This is a genomic window from Streptomyces sp. NPDC016851 (assembly GCF_055562795.1).
Window position 1 is genome coordinate 168,066 of the sequence record NZ_JBVHEP010000015.1, and the last position, 24,668, is coordinate 192,733.

Consider the following 24,668-nt stretch of genomic DNA (forward strand, 5'->3'; position numbering starts at 1 on the left):
AGTCACGCCTACATGACCGCCGCCCCGTCGTCCGGACCTGCCTTCTCCGTCCACGACATCCCGTTCAGCACGTTCGGATCCTGGTTCGGCATCTCACCCGTGGTGGCGGAGAAGGCGTACGCCGAGGACCTCCACCTCGTCTCGCACCAGAACGGCATGCACGCCGTCCTCCGCCTCGTCCCCCTGGACCCGGAGACGGGCGAGCGCACCGGCACCCGTGTCGAGGCGACTCCGGGACTGCTCAGCTGGGTCGGCCCGGCCGGGCGCGTCGACCTCGCCTATGAGTCGCCGGACACCGTGCGCGTGCGGGGCAGCGGACTGGGCCTCGGCGTCCGTGCGGCCGCGCAGGTCCTGACGCCGTTCAGCGGGACGTACTTCTTCCACGACCCGGCGGCGGACGCCCACGTGTTCACCTCGTACGAGACGGGGCGCCGCTACCGCGTCACCCTCCTGTCCGGCCGTATCGCCCACACCGCGGGAGCCCAGGCGCTGGGCGGCGGCGAGCGCGGCCTCGACGTGGCCGCGGCGGCGGGCGGCGAGTGGGAGATCGCCGTCGAGGAACTCGACACCGCTCGCCCGCCCTACGCGTCCCCGGCCGCCTTCGACGGGATCGTGGCGGCGGCCCGCGGATCCTTCGCGGAGTTCGTCGACGCGGTGGCCCCCTGGCGCTCGTCAGCGACCCCGGCCGCCGAACTCGCCGCCTACGTCCTCTGGTCGGCGACCGTACGCCCGGCCGGACTCGTCTCCCGGCCCGCCGTCCTCATGTCCAAGCACTGGATGGACAAGGTCTGGAGCTGGGACCACTGTTTCAACGCCCTGGCCCTGGCGCCGGGCTGTCCCGGACTGGCCGTGGACCAGTTCGCCCTGCCCTTCGACCACCAGGACGGCAGCGGAGCCCTGCCCGACTCGGTCACCCACTCCGAGGTCCTCCACAACTTCGTCAAACCGCCCATCCACGGCTGGACGTCGGGCCGTCTGCGCCGCCGGCTGCCGGTGCCTCCCGGCCGGGCGGAACTGGCCGAGACCTACGACCGGCTGGAACGCTGGACCCACTTCTGGCTCAGCGCACGACGCGCACCCGGCGCCGCCCTGCCCCACTACCAGCACGGCAACGACAGCGGCTGGGACAACGCCACCACGTTCGACCCCGAGCGGGTGGTCGTCACCGCCGACCTGGCCGCCTTCCTCGTCCTCCAACTCCATGAACTCGCCGCCATAGCAACGGAGTTGGACCTGTCGGACGAAGCGAGCCGGTGGACGCGCACGGCCCGCGAGGTCCAGTCGGCGCTGCTGGACGAGCTCTGGACCGGCGAACGGTTCGTCGCCCGGGGAGCCGCCACCGGGGACACCTGGAGCAGTTCCAGCCTCCTCGACCTGATGCCCATCGTGCTGGGCGAGCACCTGCCCGGCGAGGTCGGCAGCGCGCTCGCCGACCACATCAAGGCCCATCTGACCCCGTACGGCCTCGCCACCGAACTGCCCACCTCACCGCACTACCTCTCCGACGGCTACTGGCGCGGCCCCGTCTGGGCCCCCGCCACCGTCCTCATCGAGGACGGCCTGCGCCGCGCCGGACACGACCGGCTCGCCGACGACATCAGCGCCCGCTTCCGCGCCCTGTGCGAGACCCACGGCTTCGCCGAGAACTTCGACGCGCTCACGGGTACGGGTCTGCGCGACCGCGCCTACACCTGGACCGCCGCGAGCTACCTCCTCCTCGCCGAGGCGCACGCACACCGGGGCCGCCCCTGACCGTGCGTCAGCGCAGCGGATGCAGCGCCGTCAACTCGGCGGCCCCACGGCCCGTGACGATCGACTCCGCCAGCAGCTTGCCGCTGAGGGGGCCCAGGGCGATGCCCCACATGCCGTGGCCGCCGCAGACGTGGACGCGGGGCGAGCGGGTCGGGCCGACCAGGGGCAGGCCGTCCGCCGTGCACGGCCTCGGGCCGGCCCACTCGTCGGTGCGGCGGGTGAGGTCGGCCGACGGGAGCAGGTCACGGACCGAGTCGACGATCGCCGCGATACGGCGGGGATCCGCGGGACGGTCGGGTGCCGTGAACTCCATCATTCCCGCCACCCGCACCCGGTCCCCGAGCGGTGTGCAGACCACCCGCCGCTCGGCGAAGTACGTGGGCCGGGTGGGCAGCCCCGCCGGAGGCAGCGAGAAGCTGTAGCCGCGTCCGGACTGCACCGGGACGCGCACCCCGAAGGGCGCGGCCAGGCGGCCGAGCCACGCCCCTGGGGCGAGAACGGCGGCGTCGGCTCGCACCGACGTGCCGTCCGGGGCGAGGGCGGCCACCCCGGTGCCCAGGTCCCGTACACGGGTGACCTCCAGGCCGGTGACGATCTTCCCGCCCCGGTCGCGGACCGCGTCGGCCAGCGCGGCGACGAAGGCCCCGGGGTCGAGGTGGCGCTGACCGTGCAGCCGTACGGCCGCGTCGACGCGTGACGAGAGGGCGGGTTCCCACGCGCGCGCCTCGGCCCCCGTGAGCAGGTCGTAGTCGACCTCCTGTCCCGCCGCGCGCACCGCGTCCAGCTCCGCCACGAGCGGGGCACGGCCGGCCGCGGAGGTGAAGGCGAGCAGGCACGCCTCGCCCGAGCGCGTCGGCTCGGTGACCCCGCCCGCGGCCAGATCGTCGTACGCCGAAAGCGCCCCGCGGTTCAGCGCGGCGAGGGCCGCCATCGCCACCCGCCAGCGCTGGTGGGTGCAGTTCCGGGTGAACGCCAGCAGGAAGCGGGCCAGCCGCGGATCCGGGCGGGGCGGGATGTAGAGCGGGGAGGTGGGGGAGAGGAGCGTGCGCAACCCCAGCTTCAGCGCGGCCGGTTCGGGCAGGGGCACGGTCAGGGCGGGGGACAGCCAGCCCGCGTTGCCCCAGGACGCGCCGGCCGCGATGCCGCTCCGGTCGACCACGGTGACCTCGACGCCGGCCTCCTGGAGGAACCAGGCCGTCGCCAGCCCGGCCATGCCCGCACCCACCACCACGACACTGCGCGGGCTCATGACCGGCCGCCTTCCGCCAGGTCCGTGTTCACCGCGACGTCCGGTCGCCGTTCGCCGAACCGCGTCGCCTGCTCGAACGCGTGCCCCGCCCTCAGCACGGCGGCGTCGCCCCGGTGCGGCCCGACCACCTGGAGCCCGACCGGCAGCCCGGCCGGGGTGAACCCGGCCGGGACCGACAGGGCCGGGCAGCCGGTCATGGTGATCAGGGAGGCCGAGCGCATCCAGTCCAGGTACGTCTCCATGGCGATGCCGTCCACCGACGCCGGGTACGGGAGGCCGACGTCGAAGGGCGCGACCTGACTCACCGGCAGCAGCAGGACGTCGTAGGTCCCGAAGAACTCGCGCACCCGGTGGAACAGCGCCGCCTGGAGCAGCTGGGCGCGGCCCAGGTCCGGGCCGGTGAGCTTGCGGCCCTCCTCGATGTTCCAGACGACGTCCGGGGCCATGCGGTGCCGGTGCTCGTCCAGCAGGGGCCCGTAGGCGAGCTCCATCTGCCAGGCGCGCTGGGCGAGGAACGCCTCGTCGGCGCCGGACAGGTCGGGGCAGGCCTCCTCGACCTCACAGCCCAGCGCGGCGAACACCTCCACCGCGCCCCGCACCACGTCCCGGACCTCCGCCTCGACGGGCACGCTGCCGCCGAGGTCGGGCGACCAGGCGACCCGCCAGCCGCGCACATCGCCGTCGAGCCGGCCCGAGAAGAGGGAGCCCGGCGTCTCCAGGGCGAGCGGGCTGCGCGGATCCGGCCCGGCCAGCACCGACAGCGTCAGGGCGACGTCCTGCACGGTCCGCGCCATGGGGCCCTTGACCGACAGCTGTCCCCACGGGGCCTTGTCGGGCCAGGAGGGGACCCGGCCGGGGGAGGGGCGCAGGCCGACCACGTTGTTGAAGGACGCCGGGTTGCGCAGCGAGCCGCCGGTGTCGCTGCCGTCGGCGATCGGCTGCATGCCGCAGGCGAGCGCGGCCCCGGCGCCGCCGCTGCTGCCGCCCGCGCTGCGCGAGAGGTCGTAAGGGTTGCGGGTCGCGCCGAAGACGGGGTTGACGGTGTGCGAACCCATGCCGAGTTCGGGCACGTTGGTCTTGCCGAGCGTGATGGCCCCGGCCCGCTTGAGACGCTCGACGACCAGGTGGTCCCGGGCCGGGACGTGGTCGGCGAGGACGGGGGAGCCGTACGTCGTGCGGATGCCCGCGGTGTCGTGGAGGTCCTTGTGCGCGACGGGCAGCCCGTGCAGCAGTCCCAACTCGGCTTGTGACACGGCCCGTTCGTCCGCCTCGGCCGCCGCCTCGAGCGCCCGGTCGGCGACCAGTGTGACGATCGCGTTCACCGACGGGTTGACCCGGTCGATCCGTTCGAGATGGGCGGTGACGACCTCGCGGGCGGAGATCTCACGGCGCCGCAGGGCCGCGGCGAGCTCGGTCGCGGTGCTGAAGCACAGGTCGGCGGGGTTCACAGTCCTCCCAGGGTTTCCTTGAGCTGCGCTGCGGCGAGCACCCCGAACAGGACGAAGGAGCCCGACAGCAGCACGTTCGACAGGGTCTTGTTGCGGTACGGCGGCTGCAGGCCGCGCCGGTTGAGAAGGACCAGCAGCGCCCCGGACAGCAGCGGCAGGACGAGGGAGCCCACGGCGGCGTAGGTGAGCAGCAGAGGGACCGGCTTCCCGGCGAAGGTCACCGCCACGGACGTGGCCGCGCAGTAGAGCACGAACAGGCGGAACGGGAGGCTGCGCTGGCCCATGTGCCGCTCGGCCTCGTCGTCCGGCACCCCGCGCAGGGTGCGCAGCGAGTCGGCCAGCAGGTAGCACAGGGCGTTGAAGCCGCCGACCAGGGCGCTCAGGGTGACGAGGAAGAAGGTGCCCAGGAACAGCACCCGGGCCGCCGACCCCATGTCCGCGCCGAGCGGTTCGGCCAGGGCCGCGAGTCCGTCGTTGCCGGTGATCGTCCGGCCGCTGCCGTACAGCAGGCCGGTGCCCACGATCGAGGTGCACACCACGAACAGGAACGTGACCGTGTAGCTCATCGCCGTGTCGGCCCGCATGACGGGCAGCCAGCTCGCGTGCCGCCAGCGCTTCTCCCGCACCCAGTAGCTGTACGAGGCCACTCCGGCCGTGCCGCCCACCCCTCCGACCAGCGCCAGCACGGTGATCACGTCGCCCTCCGGCAGTCGCGGCCGCAGCGAGGACACCAGTTGGGACGGGTCGTCCATGGTCACCAGCGTGACCACGGCCAGCACGACCATGCCGACGAACTTGGCCAGCATGAACCCGCTCATCACCCGCTCGAACAGCGAGTACCGGCCCACGTACACGATCCCGGCCGACGCCAGCGCGATCACCAGGGCCAGTGGTCTCACCGGCAGCGCGGGGAACAGCGTCGACAGCGCGAGCGACGCCACCGAGCTCAGGGCCGCCCCGTACAGCAGCCCGATGACCAGGACGAACGCGAAGAAGGCGTACGGGAGCCAGCGGGCGGCCGAGCGCAGGCTCGCGATCACCGTCAGCCCGGTCGCCAGATACAGGCGTCCCACGGCTTCGGTCAGCGCGTACTTGAGCACGACGCCGATGAGGATCGCCCACAGCAGGGCCATGCCGTAGCCGGCGGCGCCCGCCAGCGACGTCACCATGTCTCCGGCGCCCACGCTGGCGGCCGCCAGGACCAGCCCGGGCCCGAGGACGGCCAGCCGCCCGCGCCGGGTGGCGGGGGCGGGGAAGGACTCGGCCGACGGGGCAGCCGCGGGCGGGTGAGGGGGACTTCCGGGTGTCGCGGTCACGTCGGCCACCTCCGGGGATAGGGAAAGCGTGGTCCGGCTTCCCGGCAGAGTCGGCCAGGCCGACGGATGGGAACAAGATTCCCTGGGAAATCGACGGAATCAGCCATACGCTCAGGCCGATGGACGCACCGCACACCGGCTTCGTGGCCGATTCGCTGGACCGGCGCATCATCAGCGCGCTGCAGATCGACGGCCGTGCCTCGTGGCACCGCGTCGCGACGGCGCTCGGCGAACCGGAACGCACCGTCGTCCGGCGGGGCACCCGGCTGCTGGACTCCGGGCTGGTACGGATCGGCGCCATGGCGGTGCGCGGGCGCAGCACCGTGATCGGAGTGCGCTGCGCACCCGGCCAGGCCCGTGTGGTCGCCACCGCGCTGGCGCGCCGGCCCGACTGTGCCTTCGCCCATGTCCTGACCGGGACCTGGGACTGTGTCGCCGAGGTGCAGTGCCCACGCGACCGTCTCGCGGGACTCGTCATGGACGAACTCCCGGGCCTGCCGGGCGTCGTACGGACGCTGACACTCCCGGTGCTGCGGCACGTGCGGACGATCCGAGAGTGGCACGCGGGCCTGCTCACCGAGGCCGAGATCGCCGCCCTCACCGACGGGACGGGTGCCGCCCCGGCGTCGGCGGACGTGTCACCTGCGTTCGACGGCGTCGGGGAACTCTCCCGCGCCGACCGGCTGCTGGTGCACGCCCTGGCCGAGGACGGGCGGTGCACGTTCGACGAACTGGCCCGGGTGTCCGGGGTGTCCGAGGCCACCGCCCGGCGCCGGCTTGGTGCCCTGCGCAGGGCGGGGCGGGTCCGCGTCCGTGCCGTGATCGAGCCGGTGCTGCTCGGGCTGCCGGTCGAGGCGGTGCTGTGGGTGCGGGCCGTGCCGGCGGAGGTCGACGCGGTGACGGCGGCGCTCGCCGACTCCCCGCACGTCCGGTACGTCAGCTTCCTCACCGGCGAACGCCAGCTGCTGGTCCTGACCGCGTTTCCGGACGAGACGGCGCTCCACGACTTCGTCACGCGTTCCCCGTGGCTGCGTGAGGCGGTGTCGGTGGATGTGTCGATGGTCCTCGGCTCGCTGAAACGGGGCGGGATGCTCGCGCCGTGGCTGCGTGACTGACGTCCTGTTCAGACCGCGCCAACAGAGCTGAGTCTCCTCGATACATCGGAGGGTTCATCACCATGGACCGCGTTCATGTCATTGACAGGTGCATGAACCCTGCTTAGGTTCGCCGATACACCCGATGTATCGATGATCCGTCAGGTCTGGAGGACACGATGACCTCACAGCCGGAGCAACGTTCGAAGGTGGCCCGCAGAGCCGTACTCGGCACCGCGCTCTCCGGCGCGGCAGCGGCGGCCCTGCCCGGGACGGCCGCAGCCCGGGAACTCACCGGGACCGTGCCGTCCGATGTCGGCGGCGGCAGACGCCCCTGGAAGCTCCGCGACACCATGACCACCGACAGCGCCTGGTCGACGTTCCTGCGCGGCCAGGACCTGCTGTGGACCAGGCTCCCCACCCGCTGGTACGAGGGCCCGTTCCTCGGCGACGGGCTGCTCGGCAGCATGATCTACCAGGAGCCGGACGCCAACCAGGTCCGCTTCACCGTCCAGCACGGCCGAGTGCAGGACCACCGCCCCGAGTTCGGCAGCGGCTGGGGCACCTGCCGGCTGCCGGTGGGGCACCTCACGCTCGAACCGGCCGGCACCATCACCGCCGTCGACTGGCGGCTGAGCCTGTGGAACGCCGAACTCACCGGCACCGTCACCACCACCGCGGGCAGGCTCACCCTCTCCGCCCTCATCCACGACGAGGTGCTCGCCGTCCGGGTGCGGGCCACCGGCGGCGAGCGCGCCGTCTGGACCTTCCACCCCGAGGAGGCCATCAGCCCCCGGAAGATCCAGGAGGCCCCGCCCGCCGACTACATCCCCAACCCGCCCTGGACCACGAAGACCGCCGCCGACGGCACCGAGCAGGTCCTGCAGCCCCTCACCGGCGCCCAGACCGCCACCGCCTACCGGCGCGACGGCGACGAACTGCTGATCAGCGTCGGGCACAGCGCCCCCTCCACCACGGCGGCCGAGGCCGACTCCCTGCGCAACCTGCGGCGCGCCGGGTCGTACGGCGCCCTCCGGCGACGGCACCTCCGCTGGTGGCACGCCTTCTACAAGAAGAGCTTCGTCTCGTTCCCCGACCAGCGGCTGCAGAGCTTCCACTGGATCCAGCTCTACAAGGTCGCCTCCGCCAGCCGGGCCGGCGGCCCCGTCATGGCCACCTCCGGGCCGTGGCTGGAGCCCACCCCCTGGCCCGCGGTCTGGTGGAACCTCAACGTCCAGCTGGAGTACTGGCTCATCCACGGCTCCAACCACCTGGAACTCGACGCGCTCGCCACCACCCTGCGCCAGAACCAGGAACAGCTCATCGCCAACGTGCCCACCGCGTACCGCGCCGACAGCTCGGGCGTCGGCCGCAGCTCCGACATGTTCGCCAACCGGGGAGTGGGCAGGCCCGGCAGCGGCACCGAGGTCGGCAACCTCACCTGGGCGCTGCACAACGTGTGGCTGTCCTACCGGCACTCCATGGACAAGGCCCTCCTGCGCGACACGGTCTTCCCCGTCCTGCGCCGGGCCGTCAACTACTACCTGCACTTCCTCACCCCGGGCAGCGACGGCAAGCTCCACCTGCCGAGCACGCTCTCGCCCGAGTACCCCGTCGTCCCGCCGCAGGACACCAACTACGACCTGGCCTTGATCCGCTGGGCCTGCCAGACCCTCATCGAGTCCGCCGAAGTCCTCGGCATCGACGACGAACTCGCCCCGCGCTGGCGGGACATGCTGGCCAAGCTCACGCCCTACCCGGTCGACGACAACGGCTTCATGATCGGCGCCGACACGCCGTACGAGCGGTCCCACCGGCACTACTCGCACCTGCTCATGGTGTACCCGCTGTACCTCGTCAACTGGGACCAGCCCGAGTCCCGCGACCTGATCACCAGGTCCGTGGAGCACTGGCACGCGCTGACCGGCGCCCACCGCGGCTACAGCTACACCGGCGCCGCCTCGATGTACGCGATGACGGGCGACGGTGACACGGCGATCGGCTACTTACGGAAGTTCTTCGACACCTCCACCCGCTACCCCTGCCAGGCCAACACCCACTACACCGAGGCCGGTCCGGTCATCGAGACGCCACTGTCCGCCTCGCAGTCCCTGCACGACATGTTCTGCCAGAGCTGGGGCGGCGTGATCCGCGTCTTCCCGGCCGTCCCGACCGCATGGGCGGACGTCACCCTGCACGACTTCCGCACCCAGGGCGCCTTCCTGGTCAGCGCCGTCCGCAAGAAGGGGACCACCCGGTTCATCCGGATCAAGAGCCTGGCGGGCGAGCCGCTCAAGCTCCGGCACGGCCTCACCGGCACCCTCACCGTGCTGCTCGACGACGGCACCCCGGCCCGCACCCGCGACCTGGGCGGCGGCACCCTCGCCGTCGACCTGCCCAAGGGCCGCGAGGTGCTCGTCCACTCCGGAGCGCGCCCCGACCTCGTCATCGCGCCCGTCACCCTCGGCGAACCGGGTCCGGCCTGGGGACTGCCGTAATCACCGCACACCTCGGAGGGTTCACATGGCTGTTCCGATCAGAACCGTGGTCGCCGCGCTGTGCACCGCACTGGCGGCCACCCTCCTCACGACCGTTCCGGCCGGGGCCGGGCAGCGGGAGCACGCCTGGACGGTGACCACCGCCGCGGACGCACCCCGCGCACGGATAGCCCTGGACGACAGCACCGGCACACTCAGCCTGTCGGTGACCCGTGGCGGCCGTACGGTCATCGAGCCGTCGCCCGTCGGCCTCGTCACCGAACGGGCCGACTTCTCCAAGGATTTGCGCTTCCTGCGCGGCAAGAACCGGACGGTCGAGGAGCGTTACCGCACCAAGGCGGGCAAGCGGCTCGACCGCCGCGTCCGCATGAACGAGACCCGCCTGTCCTTCACCACCCCCGCCGGCGCCCGGCTCGACCTGCTGGTCCGCGCCGCCGCCGACGGCGTCGCCTACCGCTACGTCCTGCCCGCCGGACACGGCGACGTGCTCGGCGAGACCTCGGCCTTCAACCTGCCGCCGGAGGCCGGCGCGTGGCTGGGCACCTACCGGCCCGACAACGAGGGCCAGTTCACCGAGTACACCGCCGCCACAGCCCCCACCGGCGCCTACTCGCCCCAGGCGCTGTTCGCGACCGACGGCGGCTACACCCTGCTCGCCGAGTCCGACCTCACCGGCGCCTACTCCGGCGCCCGCCTCGCCCACGACCAGGGCACCGGCACCTATCGCGTCGAACTGGCCGACGACCGGGTGAAGACCGACGGACCCCTGGCCACCCCCTGGCGCGCCATGGTCACCGGCGACCTGGCCACCGTCACCCGGTCGACCTTCACCGACGACCTCGCTCCCGCGTCCAAGGTCGCCGACCCCTCCTGGATCAGGCCCGGGACCGTGCTGTGGACCTGGCTCGCCGGCGGCCGCCCGGCCGGGCAGAGCCTCGCCGCGCAGAAGGCCTACGTCGACTACGCCGCCGAGCGGAACTGGCCCTACGAGGCCGTCGACGCGGGCTGGTACTTCAAGGCCGACGAGTGGGACGTCACGGACCCGGACTGGCAGAACAACAGCTGGCTGCCGGAACTCGTCGATCACGCACGCCCCAAGGGCGTCGGGATCATCGTCTGGATCCACCAGCGTGACCTCGACACACCCGAGGAGCGCGCACAGTGGCTGCCCACGCTGGAGCGGTGGGGCGTCAAGGGAGTCAAGATCGACTTCATGGACTCCGAGGCGCAGCCGATGCTCCAGTGGTACGACGCCATCCTCCGGGAGACGGCCGCCCACCACCTCATGGTGAACTTCCACGGCTCGACCATCCCCAAGGGCATGCAGCGCACCTGGCCCCACGTCATGACCCTGGAGGGCGTCGCCGGCGAGGAGAAGCGGACCAACACCGCCGCCCACCTCACCACCCTGCCCTTCACCCGCAACGTCATCGGCTCCATGGACTTCACCCCCGGCGCGTTCCAGCGCGTCGGCCTGCGCCCCAACTCCGACGCGGCGGAGGTCGGGCTCACCGTCGCCTACGAGTCGGGCCTCCAGATGTTCGCGGGCACCCCCGAGTCGTACGACGCCCGGCCGCCCGCCCGGGACTACTTCGACCAGGTCCCCGCCGCGTGGGACGACACCCGGCTGCTCGCCGGCCGGCCCGGCCGGGAAGCCGTGCTCGCCCGCCGCAGCGGCGACCGCTGGTTCCTGGGCGGGGTGTACGCCGGGGCCGCCCGCAAGGCCGAGGTGCCGCTGACCATCGGCTCGGGGAGGTGGCTGGTCGAGACGATCCAGGACGGTGCCGACGGGCTCGTCAGGAACCGGCAGGTGCTGCGCGGCGGCGACACGTTCGCCGTGGACGTGGTCGCGAACGGCGGCTTCGCCGGGATCGCCTGCCCCTGGCGCGCGGGCGTCACCACCTGTCACCGCTGAGCCTGTTCACCGTGCGTGCACACCGAGTTGGAGGGATCAGCATGAGTGTTTCCCGGCGTACCGTGCTGGCCACAGCGGCCGGCGCCACGGCGTTGTGCGTTTCCCCGGCACCTGCCGCGGCCGCGGACACGACCGCCGGCCGGACACCGGCGGCCACCCTGCGCACGCTCCGCGCGGCGGCCGACTACGCCGTCGAGAAGGTCGCCGCCGTCGCGCCGGACGTGACCGCCTTCCCCGTCGGCACGAAGTTCGAGAAGTGGGTCTACTCGCAGAACGGCGACTGGGTCGGCGGATTCTGGCCGGGCACGTTGTGGATGGCCTGGCTGTACAGCAGGGACGACGCCTTCCGCACGCAGGCCCTGGCCTCGGCGCGGAAGCTGGCCCCCCGCCAGGACGACACCGGCACGCACGACCTCGGCTTCCTCTTCTACCCGTCCTGGGTCACCGCCTGGCGGCTGACGGGTGACGAAGCCTGGCGGACGGGCGCCCTGCGGGCGGCCGACTCCCTGATCCAGCGCTACAACCCGCGCGGGCGCTTCATCAGGGCGTGGGGCGCGCTGAACGATCCGAAGAACGCCGGCCGCGTCATCATCGACACCATGATGAACCTCGACCTGCTGGCGTTCGCGAGCCGGCAGACCGGGGACGGCAGGTACCTGGACATCGCCGTGGAGCACGCGAGGACCACCCGGCGGGTCTTCCCCCGCCCGGACGGATCGACGCCGCACGTATACGACTTCGACCCGGACAGCGGCGCGCCCCTCGGCCCGGACACCGTGCAGGGATACAGCCCCACGTCCTGTTGGTCGCGCGGGCAGGCGTGGGGACTGTACGGCTTCACCACCATGTACCGGAGGACCGGGAACCGGGACTTCCTGACCACCGCCCGCGCACTCGCGGACTACGCGGTCGGGGCACTCACCCCGGACCACGTCCCCGTGTGGGACTACCGCGCGCCGCAGCAGCCCCACGACATCAAGGACGCGTCGGCCGGAGCGATCACCGCCTGCGGGCTCCTCGACCTGTCCGCCGCCACCGGCAGACAGGCCTACCGTGACGTGGCGCTCCGGCTGCTCACCGCACTGGCGCACACCTGCCTGACGAAGAACTCGGCCCGGGCGCAAGCGGTGGTGGCCCGCTGCACCCGCAACCGCCCGGCCGAGGACGGCATCGAGATCTCCCTCCCGTACGCCGACTACTACCTGCTGGAAGGCATCCTGCGGGTGCTTCGGCCGCAGGACGTCGACCGGGCGATCGACCTCTCCACGGTCTGACCGGCAGGCGCGCCGTGCGTGCCGCTCAGCCCGCGATGGAGTCCAGCTGTTCCGCCGCCGGGCGCAGGACCCACAGGTCGCCGCCCGGCGGCTCCTCCAGCGACCGGACGGCGCGCTGCGCCCGCCTGTCCCCGGCATCGGCCGCCGCGTGCACGACGTCGGTCGCCGCGTACCGGCGGAACTGAAGCTCCGGATGCGGCCAGGCGGCGGCTCCCGTCGCGGCGGGCAGGAGGTAGCCGACCGCCTTGAACAGGCTCTCCTTCTCCGGTCCCTGGTAGGCCCACAGATCCACGCCGGCGTTCCGGCCGATGGCCGCCAGCCGCGCATGGGCGACCAGGGTGAACGTGGAGTAGTGCCAGCTCCTGGTCCGGGTCAGCTCCTGGGGCTGGCTGCCGTCGGCCGCGATCTGCGGCGCGATCCGCTTGTGCCGGGCGTCCAGGACCGTTCGGCGGGCCAGTTCCCGGTCGCCGGTCGCGTAGGCGAGGCCGGCGAGCAGCAGGTCGTAGAAGGTGCCGTGGTTGTTGGTGGCGGCGGCCTCCTGCCTGCCGAAGTCGCTGTTCCTGAGCCAGTCGAGGAAGGCGGTGTTCCAGCGGGCCATGCCCCTGCGGTCCTTCGCGGTCCAGCCCGGGGCGCCGCTCTCCAGGAGGGCGAGCGCGTCGAGGACGCTGGTGTAGGACTGCGAGAAGTCGATGATGCCGATGGCCCGACCGTCGTATTTGCACGGGATGAACTGCGCATGCTTCAGGTGGGGGTTCATCCTCGTGGCCGGATCGAGGAACCAGGTGCGCAGCACCTGACCGGCCTTCTCGGCGTACCGCGCGTCGCCGGTGTAGTACCAGGCGAGGGAGAGGTCGTAGGCGGAGTCGAAGGTCTTCTCGACGTCCTGGCGGTCGGTGCCGGAGTCGACCTCGGGGTTGCGCTCGCCGTCGCGCTGCACGTACGGGCAGCCCCAGGGATTGTCCGGGGCCGGGGTCTTGGTGGGCCACCAGTACGGAGCCTGACTGAGGTAGTCGTGCGGGTCCCCACCGGGGGCGGGGCGGGGTTTGTCGACGACGGTCCAGGGCCCCTGGTCCAGCCATCGGTCGGCCCGCCCCCGCAACACCTCGATGGCGCGCCGGAGTCGGGGATCCCCGTGTTCCAGCCGGACCTTGGTCCGGTGCAGACGGGCGCCGTCCATGACGGCCGTGTGCGGGACGCGGTACGTGTGCTCGGCCTCAGGCCGGGCCGAGGCGGCGGGGGCGGCTCCCGTGAAGAGCGCCGTGAGAACCATCAACAGGACGCCTAAGCGAGATCTTCTCCTCATGATCCACTCTCTTCGAGTTCATGACTGTGAACAACGTTCAGGTGGTGGGTAGGCGTGAGCATGTCATGACGGCTTCCGGCGGGGAAGAGGGCTCGCAGGCCGGGGAGGCTGTCACAAGCCCGGGCCCTGCCCTGTCTCTCTGGTGAGTCAACCCCTCAGCGAAATGGAGACAGTGATGAAGATCGTGGTCGTCGGCGGTACCGGACTCATCGGCTCGCAGGTGGTCGCGCTGCTGCGCGACAAGGGGCACGACGCCGTGGCCGCCGCTCCCTCCACGGGGGTCGACACCCTCACGGGCGAGGGACTGGCCGAAGCCCTCAAGGGCGCGGACGTGGTCGTGGACGTGTCCAACTCGCCGTCCTTCGACACCGAGCCGGCGCTGGACTTCTTCACCCGCTCGGCGCGGAACCTGTTCGCCGCCGAGAAGGAGGCGGGCGTCCGCCACCACGTCGCGCTCTCCATCGTCGGCGTCGACCAGGTGCCCGGCTACGGCTACTACGAGGCCAAGGTCGCCCAGGAGAACGCCGTGCGCGGCAGCGGTGTGCCCTACAGCATCGTGCGCGCCACCCAGTTCTTCGAGTTCGTCGCCCCGGTGATGAACATGTCCACCGAGGGCACCGAGGTGCGGTTGCCGTCCACGCGGCTGCGGCCGATCGCCTCCGCCGATGTCGCGGCGGCCGTCGCCGAGGCCGCCCTGGGCGAACCGTCGAACGGCGTCCGGAACATCGCGGGACCCGAGGTGCACCGGCTCGACCGGCTCGGTGAACTCACCCTGGCGGCGAAGCCGGACGGCCGCACCGTCGTCACCGACGAGACCGCCGGCCTGTTCGCCGGCATGCCCGACGTGCTCACCGGCGACGGCACCGCGCACCTCGCATCCACCCGCTACGAGGAATGGGTCAAGCAGAACTGACCGCTGCCCGGGTCCGCTACGTGCGGTCGGTGAGCCTGCGCGCCGACCGCTCGTACGCCCTCAGCTTGTCCGGCGTCAGAACCCAGTAGAGCCCGTCGATACCGTCCGGGCCCACGGTGGCGCTCACCAGGGCGACGGCGGCCCCGTCCCGGGCGAGCAGCAGGCAGGGCCGCCCGTTCGCCTCGACGATGCCGTACTCGGCACCAGGGAAGAACTTCCGGGCGAAGGCGGTGACCCTGGCCACGCGCTCGGGCCCCACGATCTCCAGCCGCGCCACGCCCCGCATGCCGTTGCCGTCCGCATAGGCGACGACGTCGGCCGACAGCACGTTCTCCAACGCGGCGACATCACCGTGCCGTGCGGCGGCGACGAAGGCCTCCAGCAGGCGCCGGTGCTGGGCCGAGTCCACCGGTTCACGGCGCTCCGCCGACAGGCGCTTGCGGGCCCGGCTGACGATCTGCCGCGTGTTGGCCTGGCTCAGCTGGAGCATGCCCGCGATCTCGTCGTACGCGTAGTCGAACGCCTCCCGCAGCACATAGGCCGCCCGCTCCACGGGGTTCAGCCGCTCCAGGACCAGCAGCACGGCAAGCTCCAGCGCCTCGCCCCGCTCCGCGCCGACCTGCGGATCCACGCTGGTGTCCACCGGCTCCGGCAGCCACGGCCCCACATACGCCTCGCGGCGGACCCGCGCCGACTGGGCCACGTTGATCGCCAGACGCGTCGTGATCTTCGCCAGGAACGCCCCGTGATCCAGCACGGCGCCGCGGTCGGCGCCCTGCCAGCGCACCCACACGTCCTGCACCACGTCCTCGGCCTCGGACACGCTGCCCAGAACGCGGTAGGCGATCCCGAACAACCGGGGACGCAGGCGCTCGAACGCGTCCGCCGCCGCGTTCAGCGCGCCGTCGGTGAGGGGCTGTCCCTGGTCCATGCTGCCGATGCCTCCGCGGGTCGACCGTCGTGCCTCAGACAGTACGACCCTCCGAGCCGGTGCACGTGGTGGCGCTCAGCCCTCGTAACGGGGTGTCCACTGCGCCTGCGCCACCGCCTCGCGCAGCTCCTCCTCCGTCGCCTGCGGGGCGACCCCGTCCTCGACGGCGGCGCGAGCCGCCGCCAGGGCGATCTCGCGGGCGGACTCGCGCATCCCGTTCAGGGGCGGCAGCAGCGGCACGGGACCGTCGTCGCCGCGTGCCGCCCGTACCGCGCTCTCGGCGACGGCCCGGGCGGCGGCCACCATCATGCGGTCGGTGACGCGCGCGGCCCGGCTCGCCGTCACCGCGAGCCCCATGGCCGGGAAGACGTACACGTTGTTCGACTGCGCCACCGGCACCTCGTGCCCGTCCACCGTCAGCGGCGGGAAGGGCGAGCCGGTGGCGATCAGCGCCCGGCCGTCGGTCCAGCGGGTGAGGTCCGCCGGATCCGCCTCGGAATGGGAGGTGGGGTTGGAGAGCGGGAAGATGACGGGCCGTTCGCAGGTCGAGCCCATCTGCCGCACGATCTCCTCGGTGAACGCGCCGTGAGCCGTCGACAGCCCGATGAGCGCCGTCGGCTCGACACGGCGCACCACCTCCGCGAGGCCGGTGCCGTCCCAGCCGGTCACCTCGTCGTCGTCGCGCGCGAACAGCCGCTGCTGCGGCGTCAGTTCCGTGCGCGAGCGCACCAGCAGGCCGTCGACGTCGAGGATCCAGAACCGTGCCGTGGCCTCCTCCTCGGACAGGCCCTCCTCGATCATGGCCGTCCGGATCATGCCGGCGACACCGATGGCGGCCGACCCCGCCCCCAGGATCACCAGGCGCTGCTCGGACAGCGGAGTGCCGGACACGTTCGCGGCCGTGGACAGGGCGCCGAGCGTGACGGCCGCCGTGCCCTGGATGTCGTCGTTGAAGGTGAGCAGCCGGTCCCGGTAGCGGGCGAGGATCGGGTACGCGTGGGCGGTGGCGAAGTCCTCCCACTGCAGCAGCGTGCCGGGCAGCTCCGCCTCCACCGCCGCGACGAACGCCTCGATCATCTCGTCGTAGTCGGCGCCGGTCAGCCTGCGGTCGCGCCGGCCGAGGTAGCGCGGGTTGCCGAGCAGGTCCTCGTTGTCGGTGCCGACGTCCAGCAGGATCGGCAGGGTGCGGGCGGGGTGGATGCCGCCGATCGCCGTGTAGAGGCTGAGCTTGCCGATCGGGATGCCCATCCCGCCGACGCCCTGGTCGCCCAGGCCGAGGATGCGCTGCCCGTCGGTGACGACGATGACGTCCACGTCCTTGTCGCGGTGCGGGCGGTTGCGCAGGATGTCCCGGAAGCGGTGCCGGTCCTCCCACGTCAGGAACAGCCCGCGCGGCCGCCGGTAGATCTCGCTGAAACGCTGACAGGCCTCGCCCACCGTCGGCGTGTAGACGACCGGCAGCAGCTCCTCCAGGTACTCGGTGACCAGACGGTAGAACAGCACCTCGTTGGTGTCCTGGAGCTGGCGCAGGTAGATGTGCCGGTTGAGGGGCTTGTCGTAGCCGTGGAACGCCTCGTAGGCGCGGGCGACCTGCTCGTCCAGGGTCTCCACGGCGGGCGGCAGCAGCCCGTCGATGCCGAGCTCGGCGCGCTCCTGCCGGGTGAAGGCGGTGCCCTTGTTGACGAGTGGGTCGGCCAGGGTGGTGAGGGCGGGGCTGGTGGTCGTGCGGGGGTGCTGGGTCTGGTCCATGGGGTGACGCCTTCCCTGGACTCACCGGTTCGTGCAGGTGACTTGCGCTGTTCGGCCGATGGGCCGTGCCGGTTCCCGGCGCACCGATGAGTTCCGGCGCCTCGCCCGGTCTACCTCTCCGTAAGGCGTACCGAGCCCAACACCGAGCAGGAGAAGGCGACATGAGTGTGACGACCCCTCAGACGCAGACCCGGACCGACTCCCGGCCCACCACCGGCTTCCTCTCCGCACGCCCCGTATGGCTGGTCGGCGTCCTGGCGACGCTCGCCGGTGCCGTCGTGACCGAGGCCTTCGCGCTCGTCGCCCGGGCCGCGGGCGTCCCGATGGAGGCGGCCAGCCCCGGGGCCGAGGAGGCCGCGGAGATCCCCGTCGGCGGCTTCGCCGGCGGCGTGGTGTTCTGGTCGGTCGCCGGGATCGTCCTGGCGGTGGTGCTCGCCCGCTGGGCCAAGCAGCCCGCCCGGACCTTCACCGTGACCACCGTCGTCCTCACCGCCCTGTCCCTCGTCGGCCCGGCCGTCGCCCCGCACACGGCCACGTCCACCCAGATCGTCCTCGCCCTGTCGCACGTCGTGGCCGCCGCGGTGATCATCCCCCTGGTGGCACGGAGGCTGTCCCACGTGCGGAGGTGACGCCCTCGACTCCCACGATTCGCACGTTTCCGACACCGGCCCGTCGCGCTCACCGCCGACGGGCCGTCGTCGTGTCCCACGCGAGTCCCCGAACGGCCCAACGGCACTGCGCCGGAGGAGGCGACCGGGGATGAGCGGTGTGACGGTGGTGGAAGGGATGCGCGTGCACCCCCTGATGCGTGCGCACCCCTGGACCCATGCGCACACCCGGACGAGGAGACGCGATGGCGGAGGGACTGGCCGAGGGCGGCACGCCGCGCGCTGCCACCAGAGGCGGCGACGACCTGCCCCCGGGCCGGACCCCGGGCCCCTTCGAGCAGGTGAGCGCCGTCGCCGACGCCGTCCTCTACGAGGGCTACCTCCTCTACCCCTACCGCCGGTCCTCGGCCAAGAACCGCGTCCGATGGCAGTTCGGGGTCCTGTTCCCGAGGGACTGGGCGGAGGCGGACGGCCCCGTGGTCCCCGGAGTCTCCGGCAGCGCCGACTCCTGGTACCAGCAGACCGAGTGCCTGCTGAGGATCCGGCAGCCTGACAGCGCGTCCGTACGGGTGCGGATCCGGCACCTCCAGACGCAGCGCAAGCAGGTGGAGGAGACCCGGGACGGCCGTCATCACGCCGTCGCGTCACTGCGCACCGCTGACGGCACGACACATCTGACCTTCGACGAGGCCGTGCCGCGTGAACACGAGGCCGAGCTCCCGCTCGCCGAGCTTCTTCAGAGCGGACACACCGTTCCCGTGGTCGCGCCGGCCGGCGTGGACGTCGAGCCGCTGCCCGGTGACACCGGGCGGGTGGTGCGGCACCGCGACGAGGTACGGGCCGACACCACCATCACCGCCGAGCGACTCTCGGACGACCTCTGCCGGCTCCGTGTGCGCACCGCGAACACCGGGCCCGCGCCGGAACCGCGGACCGGTCGTGACGAGGCACTGCGCCGCGCCCTCATCGCCACCCACACCCTCATCGGCGGCGCCGGCGTGGAGTTCGTCTCGCTGACCGACCCGCCGACTGACCTGCGCGAACTCGCCCGCTCGTGCCGGAACGAGTTCACCTTCCCCGTTCTCGGGGACGACGACGGCCACGTCCTGCTCTCCGCGCCGATCATCCTGCCCGACCACCCCCAGGTGGCCCCCGAGAGCCCGGGCGATCTGCACGACGCCGCCGAGATCGACGAGATCCTCACGCTGCGCACGATGTTGCTGACCGACGAGGAGAAGCGCGAGGCCCGGGCCACCGACCCGAGGGCGGCCGCGATCCTCGACCGCGTCGACACGATGCCGCAGGAGATCTTCGAACGCCTGCACGGCGCGGTCCGCTCCCTGACACCGGTTGCCGCGGTGCCCCCAGCGCCCGCGGCACCTGCGCCGACCTCGGCGCCCGGGGCTGCCGTGCCCGCATCTCCGGAGCCCGGGGCTGGCATGCCTGCATCTCCGGCGCCCGGGACGGTCGCGCCCGCGCCCCCGGCACCCGCGCTTGCCGCGCCCGGGGCTGGCGTCCTCGGGGTCTCGGCGCCCGTGGCCGCCGCGTCCGGGGCCTCGGCGGCCGGGGTTGTCGTTCCCGGGACGCCCGCGCCCGGGACTGCCGTCCTCGGGACGTCGGCGCCCGGGACTGCCGTCCCCGGGACGTCGGCGCCCGGGACCCCGGCCCCCGGGATTGCCGCGCCCGGGGCACCGGCGTCCGGGGCTGTCGCGCCCGCGCCTGCGGCACCCGCGCCTGCCGGGCCCGGGGCTGGCGTCCTCGGGGTCTCGGCGCCCGTGGCCGCCGGGTCCGGGGCCTCGGCGGCCGGGGTGGTTGTTCCGGGGACGCCCGCGCCCGGGACTGCCGCACCCGCGCCTGCGGCACCTGCGCTTGCCGCGCCCGGGACCCCGGCGTCTGGGGCTGCCGCACCCGCGCCTGCGGCACCTGCGCTTGCCGCGCCCGCGCCACCGGTGTCCAGGGCTGCCGCACCCGCGCCTGCGGCACCTGCGCTTGCCGCGCCCGGGACCCCGGCGCCCGGGGCTGCCGAGCCCTCGCCCGCGGCACCCGGGCTTGCCGCGACCGCGGCTACCACCCCCACACCCATCGCCCCCACAACCACCCCCACACCCACCACCCCCACCAACCGCCCCACCTGGTGGCAAGAAGGCGCCGACGACGGACTCTCCCCGGGGAGTGACACCGTGCTCGTCGACGGTGTCCCGCTCGGCCGCGGCAGTCGTGTCCGGCTGCGCCCCCGGGGACGTGGTGCCGACGCCCAGGACATGTTCCTGGCCGGCCGTACCGCCGAGGTCGCCGCCGTGTTCCACGACGTGGACGGCAGCGTGCATCTCGCCGTCACCCTCGACGACGACCCCGCGGCCGAACTCCTCACCTGGTACGGCCGTTTCCACTACTTCCGGCCCGACGAGCTCGAACCCCTCGGGCCCGCCGGATCCCCGGACGAGCCGTCGGCACCGGCTCCCGCCGCAGCCCCCTCGCGGCACACGACCGACTCCGAGACCCCCGCAGCGGAGGCCGAGTGATGACCACGCACAGCAGCACCACCGAAGTCAGCAAGGAACCCGACCGGTCCGAGGAACGGCAGGGCATGGAGGAGATCCACATCCTCTGGATCTCCGAAGGCATGAGCTGCGACGGCGACACCGTCTCCCTCACCGCCGCCGGCCAGCCCTCCATCGAGGACCTGGTGCTCGGACTGATCCCGGGCCTGCCCAAGGTGAACCTCGTCAACAAGGTGCTCTCCCCGAGCCTGGGCGGCGAGGACTTCCTCGCCCCCTACCGGGCGGCCGTACGCGGCGAACTCGGCCCCTTCATCCTCGTCATCGAGGGCTCGGTCCCCAACCAGAACATCATCGAGGGCGACGGCTACTGGACGTCCTTCGGCAACGACCCGGAGACCGGCGAGCCCCAGACCCTCAACTGGTGGATCGACCAACTGGCCCCCAAGGCCTGGGCGGTCGTCGCCGCCGGCACCTGCGCCACCTTCGGCGGCATCCACGCCATGTCCGGCAACCCCACCGGCTGCATGGGCCTGGCCGACTACCTGGGCTGGGACTTCACCTCCCTGGGCGGCCTGCCGATCGTCAACGTGCCCGGCTGCCCGATCCAGCCCGAGAACTTCATGGAGACCCTGGTCTGGGTCCTCTACCACGCGGCCGGCTCCGCACCCCCGCCCCCGCTGGACCACATGCTGCGCCCGCAGTGGCTGTTCGGGAAGACGGTCCACGAGGGCTGCGACCGCGGCGCGTACTACGAGCAGGCGAGCTTCGCCAAGGACTACAACTCGCCCAAGTGCCTGGTGAAGACGGGCTGCTGGGGACCGGTCGTCAACTGCAACGTGCCCAAGCGCGGCTGGATGGCCGGCATCGGCGGCTGCCCCAACGTCGGCGGCATCTGCATCGGCTGCACGATGCCCGGCTTCCCCGACGCGTTCATGCCGTTCATGGACGAACCCCCCGGCGGAACCCTGTCGTCCCTGGCCATCAAGCCGTACGGGGCCGTCATCCGCCGCCTGCGCGGCATGACCAACGAACTGGTCAACCACGAGCCCAGGTGGCGCCACAACAAGCGCAAGCTGACCAGCGGTTACGACCCGCGCTGGCGCCCCTGACGAGACCCGCGACCGACCCATCCCACCACCGACAGCGAGGGGCAGCACCGCAGATGACCACCACCGAGGCCCGGCCCACCGAGCGCAAACCGCCACAGCTCGTGGACATGTCCTGGGATCCGATCACCCGGATCATCGGGAACCTGGGCATCTACACGAAGATCGACTTCGCCAACCGGGAAGTCGTCGAATGCCACAGCACCTCGTCGCTCTTCCGCGGCTACTCGGTGTTCATGAAGGGCAAGGACCCGCGCGACGCGGGCTTCATCACGTCCCGGATCTGCGGCATCTGCGGCGACAACCACACCACCTGCTCCGACTACGCCCAGCAGATGGCCTACGGCGTCAAGCCGCCCCCGCTGGCCGAGCACATCGTCAACCTCGGCGAGGCCGCCGAGTACATGTTCGACCACACGATCTTCCAGGACAACCTGGTCTTCGTGGACTTCTGCGAAGCCATGGTCAAGGCCACCAACCCCGGTGTCCTGGCCCGCGCCGAACGCACCGCCGCGCCCCGCGGCGACATCCACGGCTACCGCACGATCGCCGACATCATGAAGGCCTTCAACCCCTTCGAGGGCGAGGTCTACAAGGAGGCCCTGAAGGTCAGCCGGGTCACCCGCGAGATGTTCTGCCTGATGGAGGGGCGGCACGTCCACCCGTCCACGCTGTACCCGGGTGGCGTCGGCACGATGCCGCAGCCGACCACCTTCACCGACTACCTCAGCCGCCTCATGCGGGTCATCGACTTCGTGAAGAAGGCCGTCGCCATGAACGACGACGTCTTCGACTTCTTCTACGAGGCGCTGCCCGGCTACGAGGAGGTCGGCCGCCGCCGCGTCCTGCTGGGCTGCTGGGGCGCCTTCCAGGACCCCAAGGTCGTCGACTACCGCTACGAGTCGATGAACACCTGGGGCAAGGCCATGTACGTCACCCCGGGCATCATCGTCGACGGCGAACTGGTCACCAACAACCTCGTCGACATCAACCTCGGCCTGCGCATCATGCTCGGCAGCTCGTACTACGAGGACTGGGTCAACGAGGACCCCTTCGTCACCCACGACCCGCTCGGCAACCCCATCGACATGCGCCACCCGTGGAACCAGACCACCGTCCCCGTGCCGCAGAAGCGCGACTTCGACGACAAGTACAGCTGGGTGATGAGCCCCCGCTGGTTCGACCAGCGCACCGGCGACCACCTCGCCCTCGACACCGGCGGCGGCCCGCTGGCCCGCCTGTGGTCGACCGCGCTGAGCGGCCTGGTCGACACCCCGTACGTCAAGTCCACCGGCCACAGCGTGCGCATCTCCCTGCCCAAGGGCGAGTCCCTGCCGGAGACCACCCTGGAGTGGCGCATCCCGCGGTGGAGCAACACCATCGAACGCGACCGCGCCCGGCCGTACTTCGTCGCCTACGCCGCCGCCATGGCCCTGCAGTTCCTCGAAGAGGCCATGGGCATGGTGCGCGCGGGCGAGACCAAGGTGTTCGAGAACTTCGAGGTGCCCGACGAGGCGATCGGCTGCGGCTTCCACGAGGCGGTGCGCGGCGTTCTCTCCCACCACCTGGTGATCAAGGACAAGAAGATCGCCAACTACCACCCGTACCCGCCCACCCCGTGGAACGCCAGCCCCCGCGACATGTACGGCACCCCCGGCCCGTACGAGGACGCCGTCCAGGGCCAGCCCATCTTCGAGGAGAACGGGCCGGACGACTTCAAGGGCGTCGACATCATGCGCACGGTCCGCAGCTTCGACCCCTGCCTGCCGTGCGGTGTGCACATGTACGTCGGCAAGGGCAAGACGCTCACCACCCTGCACTCGCCGACGTACGGGGCGAACCATGGCTGACCCCACCGGCACCGGCACCCGGCTGGCCGACCCGGACGTCGAGGCCCGGCTCGCCCGGCTCGACGAGGTGCTGGCAGGCCTCGAACCCCTGCCCGGCGCGGCCACGGAGGCGGTCCGGCTGCTGACCGAGGTCTACGGCGAGGCCATGGCCCGCGTCCTGGACGAGGCGGACGAACAGCTGGCGGAACGCCTGGCCGACGACGAACTGCTGGGCCACCTGCTGGTGCTGCACGACATCCACCCCGAGCCCCCCGAGCGCCGGGCGGCCCGCGCGGTCGAACGGCTGCGGCCCGCCGTACGGGAACGGGGCGGCGACGTGGAATGGGCCGGTGCGGAAGGGCAGGTCGGCCGGGTGCGTCTGACGACGGGCGGCGGCTGCGGCTCCGGTTGCGGCGGTGGCGGCTCCGAGGTCACCGACGCGGTCCGGGAGGCGGTGCTCGCCGTCGCTCCCGAACTGACGGCGGTGGAGCCGCTGCCGAGCACACCGGCTCCCGCGTTCGTCCCGCTGTCGACCCTGACGCACCGAGGCGCGCAGTGACCACCGACGGGGCGCTGGCCCGCCTCATCCGCTCCTCGGCCGGCCGTACGGCGGCGGCCGAGGTGGAGAGGTGCGACCTGTGCGCCGCGCCGGTCGCCGACGAGCACGCCCACCTGTACGACACCGGACAGCAGGAGGTGCGCTGCGCCTGCGGCCCCTGCTCGGTGCTGTTCGCGGAGGCCGGGGCGGGCGCCGGGCACTACCGGCTGGTGCCCCGGCGCCGGGTCCGGCTGCCCAAGGTCGACACGACCGTGCTGGGCGTACCCGTCGGCCTGGTCTTCTTCGTGCCCCGTGCGGACGGCACGGTCACGGCGGAGGGTCCGAGTCCGGCGGGGGCCATGCGGTGGGAGGTGGACGCGGCGGCCTGGCAGGAGCTGGCCGGGACGTGTCCGCAGCTCGCCGGCGTGGAACCCGAGGTGGAGGCCCTGCTGGTGAACACCGTCCACGGCCTCGACCACCACTGGATCGTGCCGGTCGACGACTGCTACCGGATGGTCGCCGTCGTACGCCGGGAGTGGCGCGGCCTGTCCGGCGGTGGCCGGGTCTGGCCGGCCGTCGAGCGGTTCTTCGAGGAGCTCACCGAGCGGCAGTGAACACGTCTCCGCAGGTCGGAGGCGAGGAAG

At 72.3% G+C, this 24,668-nt stretch carries 18 protein-coding genes; 12 read left to right on the forward strand and 6 right to left on the reverse strand.

The annotated features are described in order from the left end of the window. Positions 1-12: 12 nt before the first annotated feature. Positions 13-1,752 (forward strand): amylo-alpha-1,6-glucosidase, encoded by a 1,740-nt coding sequence (locus tag ACZ3I3_RS24150; RefSeq protein ID WP_467368274.1) that lies wholly within the window; start codon positions 13-15, stop codon positions 1,750-1,752. A gap of 7 nt (positions 1,753-1,759) precedes the next feature. Here ACZ3I3_RS24150 and ACZ3I3_RS24155 read toward each other — a convergent pair whose 3' ends face one another. Genes ACZ3I3_RS24155 through ACZ3I3_RS24165 form a run of 3 tightly spaced genes read right to left on the reverse strand, consistent with a single transcriptional unit; the run spans position 1,760 to position 5,765 of the window. After that, positions 1,760-3,001, reverse strand: coding sequence for an NAD(P)/FAD-dependent oxidoreductase (locus ACZ3I3_RS24155; RefSeq protein ID WP_467368276.1), 1,242 nt, complete (start codon positions 2,999-3,001; stop codon positions 1,760-1,762). Beyond that, positions 2,998-4,449: an amidase gene (locus ACZ3I3_RS24160; protein ID WP_467368278.1), complete on the reverse strand. Its 1,452-nt coding sequence runs from the start codon at positions 4,447-4,449 to the stop codon at positions 2,998-3,000. Before ACZ3I3_RS24160 ends, ACZ3I3_RS24155 begins: the two co-directional genes overlap by 4 nt. Beyond that, positions 4,446-5,765 carry an Nramp family divalent metal transporter gene (locus ACZ3I3_RS24165; RefSeq protein WP_467368280.1) on the reverse strand — a complete coding sequence of 440 codons (1,320 nt, stop codon included), beginning with the start codon at positions 5,763-5,765 and terminating at the stop codon, positions 4,446-4,448. Before ACZ3I3_RS24165 ends, ACZ3I3_RS24160 begins: the two co-directional genes overlap by 4 nt. Positions 5,766-5,884: 119 nt before the next feature. On the opposite strand from ACZ3I3_RS24165, the gene ACZ3I3_RS24170 reads away from it, so the two are divergent. From ACZ3I3_RS24170 to ACZ3I3_RS24185, 4 genes are all read left to right on the forward strand, one after another. Continuing rightward, complete coding sequence (locus tag ACZ3I3_RS24170; RefSeq protein WP_467368282.1) at positions 5,885-6,880, forward strand: Lrp/AsnC family transcriptional regulator; 996 nt, start codon at positions 5,885-5,887, stop codon at positions 6,878-6,880. 158 nt (positions 6,881-7,038) lie between these two features. Next, positions 7,039-9,357, forward strand: a complete 2,319-nt coding sequence (locus ACZ3I3_RS24175; RefSeq protein WP_467368284.1) for a glycosyl hydrolase family 95 catalytic domain-containing protein — start codon at positions 7,039-7,041, stop codon at positions 9,355-9,357. Positions 9,358-9,382: 25 nt separating this feature from the next. Further along, positions 9,383-11,272, forward strand: coding sequence for a glycoside hydrolase family 97 protein (locus tag ACZ3I3_RS24180; protein ID WP_467368286.1), 1,890 nt, complete (start codon positions 9,383-9,385; stop codon positions 11,270-11,272). A 41-nt stretch (positions 11,273-11,313) separates the two neighbouring features. Further along, entirely contained in the window at positions 11,314-12,546 is a 1,233-nt protein-coding gene (locus ACZ3I3_RS24185; RefSeq protein WP_467368288.1) for a glycoside hydrolase family 88 protein, read from the forward strand. A 25-nt stretch (positions 12,547-12,571) separates the two neighbouring features. On the opposite strand, the gene ACZ3I3_RS24190 is transcribed toward ACZ3I3_RS24185, so the two are convergent. Further along, positions 12,572-13,849 (reverse strand): alginate lyase family protein, encoded by a 1,278-nt coding sequence (locus ACZ3I3_RS24190; RefSeq protein ID WP_467368290.1) that lies wholly within the window; start codon positions 13,847-13,849, stop codon positions 12,572-12,574. A 175-nt stretch (positions 13,850-14,024) separates the two neighbouring features. Here ACZ3I3_RS24190 and ACZ3I3_RS24195 point away from each other — a divergent pair, with 175 nt between their 5' ends. After that, on the forward strand, positions 14,025-14,762 hold the full coding sequence (locus ACZ3I3_RS24195) for an SDR family oxidoreductase (protein ID WP_467368292.1): 738 nt from the start codon (positions 14,025-14,027) through the stop codon (positions 14,760-14,762). Between the two features lie 16 nt (positions 14,763-14,778). Here the strand turns inward: ACZ3I3_RS24195 and sigJ are convergent, their stop codons facing one another. After that, a complete protein-coding gene (gene sigJ / locus ACZ3I3_RS24200; RefSeq protein WP_467368294.1) occupies positions 14,779-15,693 on the reverse strand; it encodes an RNA polymerase sigma factor SigJ in 915 nt (304 codons plus the stop codon). 75 nt (positions 15,694-15,768) lie between these two features. Next, on the reverse strand, positions 15,769-17,442 hold the full coding sequence (locus ACZ3I3_RS24205; protein ID WP_467368296.1) for an NAD-dependent malic enzyme: 1,674 nt from the start codon (positions 17,440-17,442) through the stop codon (positions 15,769-15,771). A 161-nt stretch (positions 17,443-17,603) separates the two neighbouring features. Here ACZ3I3_RS24205 and ACZ3I3_RS24210 point away from each other — a divergent pair, with 161 nt between their 5' ends. From ACZ3I3_RS24210 to ACZ3I3_RS24235, 6 genes are all read left to right on the forward strand, one after another. Then, a complete protein-coding gene (locus ACZ3I3_RS24210) occupies positions 17,604-18,071 on the forward strand; it encodes a DUF6069 family protein (protein WP_467368298.1) in 468 nt (155 codons plus the stop codon). Between the two features lie 224 nt (positions 18,072-18,295). Further along, positions 18,296-20,572, forward strand: coding sequence for a hypothetical protein (locus ACZ3I3_RS24215; protein ID WP_467368300.1), 2,277 nt, complete (start codon positions 18,296-18,298; stop codon positions 20,570-20,572). Then, entirely contained in the window at positions 20,572-21,660 is a 1,089-nt protein-coding gene (locus ACZ3I3_RS24220; RefSeq protein WP_467368302.1) for an NADH-quinone oxidoreductase subunit B family protein, read from the forward strand. Before ACZ3I3_RS24215 ends, ACZ3I3_RS24220 begins: the two co-directional genes overlap by 1 nt. Before the next feature lie 53 nt (positions 21,661-21,713). Then, complete coding sequence (locus tag ACZ3I3_RS24225; protein WP_467368303.1) at positions 21,714-23,507, forward strand: nickel-dependent hydrogenase large subunit; 1,794 nt, start codon at positions 21,714-21,716, stop codon at positions 23,505-23,507. After that, positions 23,500-24,045 (forward strand): NifU family protein, encoded by a 546-nt coding sequence (locus ACZ3I3_RS24230; RefSeq protein WP_467368305.1) that lies wholly within the window; start codon positions 23,500-23,502, stop codon positions 24,043-24,045. The genes ACZ3I3_RS24225 and ACZ3I3_RS24230 overlap by 8 nt, the downstream gene beginning before the upstream one ends. Next, the gene (locus tag ACZ3I3_RS24235; RefSeq protein ID WP_467368307.1) at positions 24,042-24,638 is read left to right on the forward strand and encodes a DUF5947 family protein; all 597 of its coding nucleotides are present in this window, start codon (positions 24,042-24,044) and stop codon (positions 24,636-24,638) included. The genes ACZ3I3_RS24230 and ACZ3I3_RS24235 overlap by 4 nt, the downstream gene beginning before the upstream one ends. The last annotated feature ends 30 nt before the right edge of the window (positions 24,639-24,668 follow it).